The organism is Umezakia ovalisporum Ak1311, from assembly GCF_029891685.1.
GTDB classification, from domain to species: domain Bacteria; phylum Cyanobacteriota; class Cyanobacteriia; order Cyanobacteriales; family Nostocaceae; genus Umezakia; species Umezakia ovalisporum.
This window is the reverse complement of the sequence record NZ_JANQDJ010000006.1, coordinates 1-10,245: the sequence shown is the minus strand read 5'-3', so window position 1 is coordinate 10,245 and position 10,245 is coordinate 1. Positions and strand designations below refer to the sequence as shown.

The following is a 10,245-nucleotide window of genomic DNA, read 5'->3' as shown; positions in this document are numbered from 1 at the left end:
CTTCTTGACGAGGATTGGTTATTCTTTCGCTTTCAAAGTATTTTGTTTTCTCGGTTCAGGTGTTTTCGGCTTTTGCCTCGCCACCTATTTAATATAACTATTCTATTGCGCTTCGTCAAGGGCTTGAGCAAAATTTTTTTTTAGGGACAAGCAAACTTATAAAAGCCTTGTTGTGATTAGGTTCTGGGTAAAGGTTAACCAGAACTTGTCCATGTGAACAACCCATTCTAGCAAATTCTCACACCTTTCAATGCCCGCTACCGATTGTTAAGGCAGTTTCTGTCTCTGTGCGGGTAAATGCACTTACATAAAATCTACCTTACTCAATCTCAACACATGTATGTGGATATTGTCTAAGGTGCCTTCCCTACATGACCCCTAACCAAGATAATTTTAGTTACCTTTAGCGTTAGCTAAGATAACGCTAAAGTAATACTATCAATTAATATGTACTGACGCTACAGAACGTAAAGGCGCCGAAGCAACCCCGCAACAGACTTAATCACAGTTTCGTAGCATCGTGGAAAATACCAGCGACCTGATATACACTCTGACGTCAAACAGTATTTTTACTCATCATTCACCCAACATCACCGCAATTTTGGGATATGGCCTTGAGGAAATAGTCGGTCATTCTATAACGAAGTTTATCAACCTATGCAGATAGGAACCGATAAGATTCGGGCAATTGTTTTATCTCTGCATAATTTCTCACGTTTAGATGAAGGCGAATTTAAACAAGTTAATATCCACCATGGTCTTGATAATACTTTGAGGATTCTGCACAAGTTATTCAAGGGAAAACAGAATCATCCACAAATATTAGTCCTTAAAGAATATGGTCAACTGCCTACCTCTCAAGGCTATCCTGGGCAGATGAATCAGGTATTGATGAATATTCTGAGTAATGCTATTGATGCCATGGAAGAATATTTCATACCAGAACAGGGACAAATTTATATTATTACTGTAGTTGTCAATACTAACAGGGTAAAAATCCGCATTGGCGATAATGGTCGGCGAATACCTGGAAAAATACTGAGAAAAATATTCGATGTTTTCCTTACTAATAAAGATGTGGATAAAGTTACAGGACTTTAGTATGGTGCAGTACCATGGCTTTTGTAATAAACTCTGTTTCTCGTTTTAGATTAGTGGTTATGTAGGTGATAACCTTAATTTTAGGTGGAAATTTATCAGCCTTAAAACTTACCATAAGTAAATATATATGTCAAGATAAATAAAAAACACAATTAAGAACATCTCAAAACTAAATATAGTCAGGAAAAATAATGATCAGACCGCGCAAGTCTTTTGCTCAACATTGGCTTAAAAGTGAAAAGGCACTGGATGCAATTATTCAAGCCGCAGAATGTCGCCAAAGCGATCGCGTCCTGGAAATAGGGCCCGGTACTGGCATTCTCACTCGCCGTTTACTACCCTTAGTGGGAGCACTCCTAGCAGTGGAAATAGATGTTGATTTGTGTAACCAGTTGGGCAAGCAACTAGGAAAAAAAGAAAACTTTTTACTATTGCAAGGGGATTTTCTCACCTTAGATTTACCATTCTACTTAGCAGCATTTCCCAAATTTCAAAGGACTAATAAAGTAGTAGCAAATATCCCCTACAATATCACAGGGCCAATCATAGAGAAATTGCTAGGCACTATCCCCAACCCTAACCCAGAACCCTATGAATGCATAGTGTTACTAGTGCAAAAGGAAGTAGCCGAAAGACTATATGCTAAACCTGGTTCCAGTAACTTTGGAGCCTTGAGTGTGCGGGTGCAGTATTTAGCCCATTGTGAGTTGATTTGTACAGTTCCCTCAGCCGCATTTTACCCACCACCAAAAGTAGACTCAAGCGTAGTGCGGTTGCGTCCCCGATCAATAGAAATACCAGCACTTGACCCCCGAAAATTGGAAAATTTTGTAAAACTGGGATTTAGCGCCAAACGCAAAATGTTAAGAAATAACTTGCAATCAGTTGTTGAACGCGATCGCTTGACTCACTTACTGGAACAATTAGAAATAAATTCCCAAGTCCGAGCCGAAGACCTCAGCGTTCAGCAATGGGTAACATTAACTAATTTACTCGCAACTGAGTAACTATAACTCTGCACCAAATATGCGTTCCTACACTCTAATTGCTCCCGCCAAAATCAACTTGTATCTGGAAATCATCAGCGACCGTCCTGATGGTTATCACGAGCTAGCTATGATACTACAAAGTATTGAACTAGCGGACGAAATTCATCTACAACCCTTAAGTAATGAAAAGATTTGCGTCAACTGCAACCACCCACAAGTACCCACAAACGAAAGTAATCTAGCATACAGGGCAGCAGCGCTAATGGCCACACAATTTCCCCAGGCCTTGGCTAAATATGGAGGTGTAGAAATTACCATTAGGAAGCACATTCCCGTAGCGGCTGGATTGGCGGGAGGTTCAACAAATGCTGCAGCCGTATTAATGGGGATAGATTTACTCTGGGATCTCGGACTAACCAAATCAGAATTAGAAGAACTAGGTGCCACTCTTGGTTCAGATGTCCCGTTTTGTGTTGCAGGTGGAACAGTGATTGCCACTGGTAGAGGAGAACAACTTTCTCCTTTACCAAGTTTGAACCATACATATATGGTATTAGCAAAGTATCGTAGCCTCGAAGTTTCCACAGCCTGGGCGTACAAAACCTATCGGCAAGAATTTAGTAGTTCTTATCTCAGAGACACAGAAAATCTAGCAGCCCGTGCAGCCGCAGTTCATTCAGAAGAAATAGTCAAAGCTATCCTGAAGAAAGACCCAAGAAAAATTGCCGAAAAACTGCACAATGATTTAGAACGTGTAGTCTTGCCAGCCTATCCTCAAGTCTTACAATTGCGAGAACTATTTGCTAGTCAAGAAGGCGTTTTAGGAACTATGATGTCTGGTTCTGGCCCCACAGTGTTTGCCCTCGTAGAGTCTGAACAACAAGCACAAGCAGTTAAGCTACAAATGAGGACAGCAATTCCTGATGAGAATTTAGAACTGTTTGTAACTCGGACTATTACACATGGCATTCAGATGGCACAATCAACTTAAAAAGTTTTTTATGAGCTTGAGCAAAATCCAAACCTACCACCAAGACACAGAGACATAAAAAAGACATGAGTGACCCAAAATTAACACAACCAGAAGCTCAAGATCAGGTTCCACCCACCCCTTTACGTTGTATGACAGGAGCCATATTTTCCGGGGCACTAGCATATGCTATGTATTCGCTGATGATATCCATAGCGACAACTTTTGCTACTAAACCCATCCATTCAGATAACCCAATGGTCATCAATATTGGTTCTGCTGTTCGTACTTTGGTTGTAGGTGTAGTTGCCTTGGGAACAGGTATCTTTGGTATAGTTGGAATCGGTTTGTTAGCTTTGGCAATCCAATTATTGGTGCACCAGTTAACAAAAGCCAAAAACAGTTAACTTCGGACTAAAGGTGCATAGTTTTGATGTTCAGAACGAGGATTGATTAGTTGCGGCTTCTTAGTAGTGAAAATTTGAGAAACTTGGTTTTGGTTTCTCCAAGTTTTCGGAGGTATGCCGTGATATTGACGGAACTGGCGTGAGAAATGACAAGCATTTTGATAACCCAGTTTTGTGGCAATTTGTTCAATTGTTTGGTCAGTATCTTTCAATAACGGACGAGCTGCAGCCATGCGGCGCCTGACAATCCAACCATTGACAGTTTCACCAGTTTTTTTGGCTACACTACTTGTTAAGTAAGCTGGTGAATAACCAACGGCTTCAGCCACATTAGATAATGTAATTCCTCGATGATAATTAGCTTCAATATAATCGAAAACTTCTTTGAGATGAGGAATGGCTGGAAAGATTGAATTCTCTGTGTCAGAGGGAGTTGTGTTTGCGGGTACTGATTCTGGCATTTGATGAGATTCCGTCCCATACCAGGAACACAAAAGTGATTGCTTTTCCAATCGGATGGTGATCGCTTTGACTAATTCCTCTAAAGTAGAAGGTTTGGTCAGATAGTCATCCGCACCCAACTCCATGCCTTTACGAATATCTGTCTTATTATCGCTACCTGTGAGAAAAATAAAGGGAATAATCGCAGTCGAAGAATGTCGGCGCATGATATTGAGAACGGTATAGCCATCCATATCTGGCATGGCAATATCGCAAACCACTAAATCGGGTAAATAAGTTTGTGCTTTTTCAATGCCAATAAGACCATTTTCTGCATCTATAGTGTTAAAACCTTCAGCCTTAAGTCCCCTTAAGTAGAGATTACGGGTGGTAGCATCATCTTCAATTATGAGAATTTTTTTCACGGATTCCTGTATTAGATAATAGATTGGGCAAGTGAACAATTAGCAAATATTTTACTGAATTCATAACTTCGATTTTACTGCTGGTAGCATGATTGTAAATGTTGTACTTACACCAACTTCACTTTCCACGGCAATGTGACCTTTATGTAAGTCCACAAGGGTTTTAACAATAGATAACCCCAGTCCAGTACCGGGCACATTATGAATATTGCTACCTCGATAAAATGGTTCAAATAATCGTTCTCTATCGTCGATGGGAATACCAATACCTCTATCTGTAACCTGGAAAACTACTTTCCCGCATTCACAAAAGAGTTTAAAGTCAACTACGCTGCCAATAGGAGAATATTTCATGGCATTGTCGAGCAAATTTCTGATCATCGGATCGAGCAGATTTTGATCCATAAACACTTTTATATAGCTACCTTGACTCACGAAATTTATGGAGTTCCCGCTACCACTTGCCTGTATTTCTGCAATTAAGTTATTACAAAATTCAACCAAATTCAGTTGCTTGGCATCAAAGTTTAGTTTAGCAGCTTCTGCCTTCGCAAAAAACAAAATATCATCCAACATCTTGGTGATCTGTTCAACAGCAGATTGAATGTGATCAAGTAATGGTTTTGTTTGCTCATCCTGACATTTATTGATATACCTTTTGAGTAAGCTATTAGAAAATGAAATAACATTCAGTGGGGTGCGGAATTGATGGCAGACCATAGACATAAAATCTGCTTTCAATTCTCTGATATCTTTCATTTTTTCTAAAGTTTGGTTCAGTTCTGACTCTCCTTGCTTATAGTCAGTAATATCAATACCTGCTATGATCTGTACTGGTATCTTTTGTTCATCAAGCATTAGTATTGCACAAGCTAACCAACGTTCTTTGCCATCTTTTTCCAGAATTTTTATTTCCTGGTATTCTAAATCTTTATTCTGTAACTGCTTACACCTTTTATTCTTGAACAATTGGCGTGGATCAAACCCAGTTAATAATTCTTCTTTTGTATAACCAGTCAATACCTCCGCTGCCGGATTCATATAAGATAAATTCCAACCTTCAATTACAAAAATGCTAACATTCGTACTTTCTGCTAAACTCCAAAAACTAGCTTTATTGAACTTCGGTAATTCTTCTCTTCGTTGGTATTCAGTGACATCCCAACTGCTCCATACTCTACCAATAATCTTGCCCCCTAACCATTGGGGCTGAGAGTATTGAGCAAAAACTCTCCCATCTTTTAACTCCAAAATATCGAACTTCTCTAAATCAGATTGACTGGATAATTCCTGCATAATCTGGCAATATGCTTCTGGATATTTTAGTTGATCCTGGAAAAAACCTTGGCATTGAACATAGTTTTTGGACAATATCAGGGAACTTGGAATTTGCCACATATCCACAAATTTTTGATTAAAGCCGAGAATATCTCCCTGAAGACTGACTGCAACAATGCCATGAGCAGCAGATTCTAGGGTAGAACGAAATAAACAAAGAGATTGTTGGATCTGTGCCTCCTTTTTCTTCAGTTCAGCAACTTGCCATTGTAAATGCTCTTCACTATTTTTTACTTCTTCAGTCCACTTGTACATACTCACCCTCTACTACTTCATACTTTTTTTTCACACCCAAATTTACAGTCAACCTACCTACTTTGAACATATACCTAGGTAAATATGATTGCCAACAAAAATATTTTATGCTCTGAATATAATTAATAAATTTGAATAGGAAATAACCTTCTAATGTGAGGGGAAACATATTAGTTGTGAATATCATATTTACCATTGTTTTAACCAACATCCTAGATATTTTTAAATCTTATAGAAAATATGTTTGATGTAAATATTTAACTTATTTATGACCTATCACAGTTTAAAATTCAGAAAATGGAGGCTTTATAATACATAAAAAATCTCAATACTGACTTCACTAAATAAGTAAACTTAAGATTGGGTTATAGCTCTATTACAAATCCATAATATTTAGCTAAGTTATAATTATCAGAATTCATATCCCTAATCACTATTGTTTATCATTTAGGAATTAATTCAATTAAACTTTGAATATTACAGCTTTTTAAAATTGTTGATGGACTGATTATCTTAAAATGAAGAAATCTTATAGATATTCTCATAGTAATTGTTGCTTTTTATCCCATTTTACCAATATAAAGTATGCTTTTCAAGTTATTTACATAAATAAACAATGTATTTTTGTTGTAAAAAGACCAGATTTTTATAAAAAAAATAAATACAAGAAGTAGCGTTCTAGTTTATGGATAAAAAATAATATACAAATAAGTCATAAATTGAATTAGCGTTAATGCAAACTGTGATTAGAGTGAAGTGAGAAGAATATATATAATCGCCAGCGCATTATTCACAATATCAATAATGTGTCTAATTTATTTAGATACTTGTAGTCTATAACTTTGAGGCTAAATAGATAATTAGTAGTTATAAATTAAATTTTAATTATTTTACCCTTTCAAACATACAACTATAGAATAATGTGCTGAGTCATCTGTCATGAGATATACGTTTTTTTTTACATTCATATAAGTATTAGTAGAACATCTCTCCAAAGTTGTAAAAAATGTAAATAATTTATGTATCTATTTTAACAAAATTTTCTTTCCAAGAATATTGGAAGGCGAAATAAAAATAACATATGTACTAATAATGTGATATGATATTATTTTTCCTTGGTTTTATTCACCATGATTTTTAAGTGTTAACTTTTGTTAATCTTAAAATTTATTTGTATAAATAAACACATACTCCCCATATTCATAGGGAAACACTGTCAGCATCCACTATTGAAACTTTTATATGCCTAGCTTTACAATTAAATCTACTGAGTTGAATGTAGAAATATTGTGCATTTATAGTTAAAAAATGACCATATTTGCCATAATCATGTTTTCAACTGCACATTGGTAATTAACTGCTTTTTCTAGTATTACCATGGAAATAAAAGTTTACTTAATATTAATCTAGTGCTAGACTACAATAAAAAGTAATTATTTTTACAAGTAAGCATGAATTTTATTAGTAATAATAGGTAGCAAAATCCTGTTTTTTTTTATTTTACCAAATACCAGTATGTATAATTTGTTATTCTTGGATGTTAATCTAAACGGCATGTATTACACCCAAAGATAATCAATAAATAACAAGATCGAAAGAAAAGATAAGTCTATCCAAAAATTGATCATGTATCTGTAGCTAAAAATTGAGTAGTCTTAATAAAGAAGCTGCTTCTGCAACACGGTTTATCTGTAGGGGCTAGTTTAACTAGATATATATGAGGCAAATAAAAATGCTGACTAGTTAAATCCACCCCTATTTTCCAAATAACTCATAATTCTGGTTAATGCTTTTTCCACATCACCAGAAATGTCTGTAATCAGCCCGTCGGAATATGAAATTTTTCTAGTAAAAATAGTGAAATTGGCTGTAATTCAAGAAATTGCATGAGACTACCACTAAAACTCTCAAAGCTAAGTCCCATGATTTTAGATTGTTAGTTAGATAAAAATGTGAATCAAAATTGAATCTAGATGTAGGACTCAAAATTAAAAAAGAGGGAAAGATATGCATCACATAAATACTAGTTGTAGTACACAAACAGCTAAGAAAATTAATACAGAACAAATTGAACAAATTATCAAAGCAATTATTGCCGGCAAGTATTCCTGGGCTTGTGTATTAATTCTCCGGTTTTCTGGCTACAACCCTATAGATTACATACCTTACCGCACCTACATTCGACTGCTGAAGAATAATTGCTTAGTAGAAAACTCAAAGTCAAAAGATACAGAAAAAAAAGAAGTATTTGACATGAACTCAAACTGGATTCGACTCTAAAAACAGTAGGGACAAGATTTCATCCTTTATCCTTTCTGAGTCACCCTATTTCCAGATACATAGCGGCTAATGATTTACCCACTGACTACTGTCAATACCCGTCTGCAACCCATTCTGCGAGAGATTGTTTGGCATAAAAAGCAAGAAGTAACACAAATGCACCAGCAGATGTCGTTGGCTTCTTTGCAACGCCAATTAACAGCTGCGCCAACCGTGCGAGATTTTTTGACCGCTTTGCAACAAAATCCTTCCCATCCTGCACTAATTGCAGAAGTTCAGAAAACATCACCACTGTATGGTAACATTCGCATAGATTTTGACCCCATAGCCATCGCTAAAGCTTACGAGCAAGGTGGCGCAGCTTGCATATCAGTTTTCACAGAAACAGCATTCTTTCATGGTAGTTGGGAAAATCTGCGTGCAATCCGCCAAAGGGTAGCATTGCCATTATTGTGCAAAGAATTTATTATTGACCCGTGTCAAATTTATTTAGCACGAGCAGCAGGAGCTGATGCTGTAGTACTAATTGCAGCTATTCTCACAGATCGGGAACTGCAAGACTTTCTCAGAGTAATTCACTATTTAGGAATGAATGCTTTAGTGGAAGTTCATAACTTGAGTGAATTAGATCGGGTACTCAAGCTTGATGACATTCGCTTAATCGGGATTAATAATCAGAATTTGGAAGACTTTACCATTGATCTCAGCACTACGCAACAAATGCTAGCAGCTAGGCGATCGCAGTTACAAAACTTGGGTGTCATCGTTGTCAGCGAGTCTGGATTATATACAAATGCTGATTTATCTTTGGTGGCTGAGGCTGGTGTTAATGCAGTGATAGTTGGAGAATCTTTAATTAAACAAGACGACATAGAAATGGCAGTGCGTTGTCTCATTAAAGGTGATTAGTTAACACTGGATCCACCTCACATTTTCAAGGGTATGGGTACATTGTACCTACTAAAACTATGATATTAGCCCGCCCAAGCGGGCTAGGTTCCCATCTTAAGGGAGCAAGAGAACTCACGTTACAGTGGTTAGACTTAACGGGATGATAAATGGCAACCAATATAAAATTGAGGGAAGGGAATGAATTTTATATTGGTTGTTCTTGCTTTTAAACTTACCAGTCTTCTGTCACTTTCCGGAATAAGCAAGTAGTAAAGAAGCTAAATTATCTAGAAGCATAACAGGGTTTAAATTGATTCATTGCGGCAATTAAATGATTGAATCCTAGTAACAAATCTGAATTGGGGAAAATACTTAACCAGGGATAAATTAACCAAAATAGTAAAAGTAGTTGGATAATAAGACGCAGATTATTTAAAGTATTATTCCATCCAGAGTCATGATTCCATTGTGGATGATTAGAAAAATTAACATCACTTTTTTTGGTTCTTCCGGTATTTTTATGGTTACTAGGGAAATTTAGTAACTTGTAATGACTCAGAAATGTCGAATGTTGTTACAAAACTTTACATAGTTAGATATAGTAGTCCTATCAAAGGTGAAAATGTCAACATCTCATAATATCTTCCATCCAATGAACATAACTGATTTGTTGACACATACAAGCTTGAAGGTAGCGTAATTTATCTAACATCTTTTCACCCCATTGTTTAGGAACAGATACAAGTTGTAAAATTGGATAAGCGATGAGACTGGCATAAATTTGTATGCCAATACCATTAAGATTTTTAGTAATTAATTTATCCAATTTTAGATGCATCTTTAAAAATTTCCATAACAGTTCAACTCTCCAACGTAAACGATAAATATCTCTGATTTCATCATCTGTAACTGCCGCTTCTCCAGACTCAGGTAAATTAGTGACTAAGCGAAATTCTGTTTTCGTTTCTAAATCACAAAAATTAACTACCCTATAAGGGGAAGCATCTCTTGCTGAACCGATTTTTACTAATCCAGTTTCTGGTTCAAATTCTAGTTTCCAATTATTCTTAATTCGCACCACAAAATATTTTTCTTTTTGCACTAATTCCCGCATAAAATTTAGTCCTGCAAAACCTCTATCCATTACC

General features: G+C 36.3%; 10 protein-coding genes and 1 pseudogene. 7 read left to right on the top strand and 4 right to left on the bottom strand.

What is annotated here, in order from left to right; all coding sequences use genetic code 11:
* Nucleotides 1-520: 520 nt before the first annotated feature.
* The 5 genes from NWP25_RS18605 (at nt 521) to NWP25_RS00785 (ending at nt 3,467) form a co-directional block, all read left to right on the top strand.
* On the top strand, nt 521-667 hold the full coding sequence (locus NWP25_RS18605; protein ID WP_374913158.1) for a PAS domain S-box protein: 147 nt from the start codon (nt 521-523) through the stop codon (nt 665-667).
* Nucleotides 658-1,101, top strand: a complete 444-nt coding sequence (locus NWP25_RS00800; protein WP_280649671.1) for a sensor histidine kinase — start codon at nt 658-660, stop codon at nt 1,099-1,101. Before NWP25_RS18605 ends, NWP25_RS00800 begins: the two co-directional genes overlap by 10 nt.
* A 191-nt stretch (nt 1,102-1,292) precedes the next feature.
* Nucleotides 1,293-2,108, top strand: a complete 816-nt coding sequence (gene rsmA / locus NWP25_RS00795) for a 16S rRNA (adenine(1518)-N(6)/adenine(1519)-N(6))-dimethyltransferase RsmA (RefSeq protein ID WP_280657655.1) — start codon at nt 1,293-1,295, stop codon at nt 2,106-2,108.
* A gap of 19 nt (nt 2,109-2,127) precedes the next feature.
* Nucleotides 2,128-3,081: a 4-(cytidine 5'-diphospho)-2-C-methyl-D-erythritol kinase gene (ispE, locus tag NWP25_RS00790; RefSeq protein ID WP_280649669.1), complete on the top strand. Its 954-nt coding sequence runs from the start codon at nt 2,128-2,130 to the stop codon at nt 3,079-3,081.
* 65 nt (nt 3,082-3,146) lie between these two features.
* Nucleotides 3,147-3,467, top strand: coding sequence for a DUF3082 domain-containing protein (locus NWP25_RS00785; RefSeq protein WP_280649668.1), 321 nt, complete (start codon nt 3,147-3,149; stop codon nt 3,465-3,467).
* On the opposite strand, the gene NWP25_RS00780 is transcribed toward NWP25_RS00785, so the two are convergent.
* On the bottom strand, nt 3,464-4,333 hold the full coding sequence (locus tag NWP25_RS00780) for a response regulator transcription factor (protein ID WP_280657657.1): 870 nt from the start codon (nt 4,331-4,333) through the stop codon (nt 3,464-3,466). The two genes, NWP25_RS00785 and NWP25_RS00780, sit on opposite strands and share 4 nt — an antisense overlap.
* A 60-nt stretch (nt 4,334-4,393) precedes the next feature.
* A complete protein-coding gene (locus tag NWP25_RS00775; protein WP_280698682.1) occupies nt 4,394-5,926 on the bottom strand; it encodes a sensor histidine kinase in 1,533 nt (510 codons plus the stop codon).
* A gap of 2,007 nt (nt 5,927-7,933) precedes the next feature.
* Here NWP25_RS00775 and NWP25_RS00770 point away from each other — a divergent pair.
* Both NWP25_RS00770 and trpC read left to right on the top strand, forming a co-directional pair.
* The gene (locus NWP25_RS00770) at nt 7,934-8,206 is read left to right on the top strand and encodes a HetP family heterocyst commitment protein (protein WP_280649665.1); all 273 of its coding nucleotides are present in this window, start codon (nt 7,934-7,936) and stop codon (nt 8,204-8,206) included.
* Between the two features lie 69 nt (nt 8,207-8,275).
* Nucleotides 8,276-9,115 (top strand): indole-3-glycerol phosphate synthase TrpC, encoded by an 840-nt coding sequence (gene trpC, locus NWP25_RS00765; protein WP_280657659.1) that lies wholly within the window; start codon nt 8,276-8,278, stop codon nt 9,113-9,115.
* Nucleotides 9,116-9,380: 265 nt separating this feature from the next.
* On the opposite strand, the pseudogene NWP25_RS00760 reads toward trpC, so the two are convergent.
* Nucleotides 9,381-9,587, bottom strand: a pseudogene (locus NWP25_RS00760) (IS701 family transposase); the annotation flags it as partial.
* 135 nt (nt 9,588-9,722) lie between these two features.
* On the bottom strand, nt 9,723-10,245 hold a 523-nt coding region (locus tag NWP25_RS00755; protein ID WP_280698680.1), incomplete at its 5' end, for a transposase.

Excerpts from the sequence above, each read along its gene's own strand:
- NWP25_RS00800 (WP_280649671.1), top strand. The coding sequence starts at position 658 with ATGCAGATAGGAACCGATAAGATTCGGGCAATTGTTTTATCTCTGCAT.
- rsmA (WP_280657655.1), top strand. The coding sequence starts at position 1,293 with ATGATCAGACCGCGCAAGTCTTTTGCTCAACATTGGCTTAAAAGTGAA.
- ispE (WP_280649669.1), top strand. The coding sequence starts at position 2,128 with ATGCGTTCCTACACTCTAATTGCTCCCGCCAAAATCAACTTGTATCTG.
- NWP25_RS00785 (WP_280649668.1), top strand. The coding sequence starts at position 3,147 with ATGAGTGACCCAAAATTAACACAACCAGAAGCTCAAGATCAGGTTCCA.
- NWP25_RS00775 (WP_280698682.1), bottom strand. The coding sequence starts at position 5,926 with ATGTACAAGTGGACTGAAGAAGTAAAAAATAGTGAAGAGCATTTACAA.
- NWP25_RS00770 (WP_280649665.1), top strand. The coding sequence starts at position 7,934 with ATGCATCACATAAATACTAGTTGTAGTACACAAACAGCTAAGAAAATT.
- trpC (WP_280657659.1), top strand. The coding sequence starts at position 8,276 with ATGATTTACCCACTGACTACTGTCAATACCCGTCTGCAACCCATTCTG.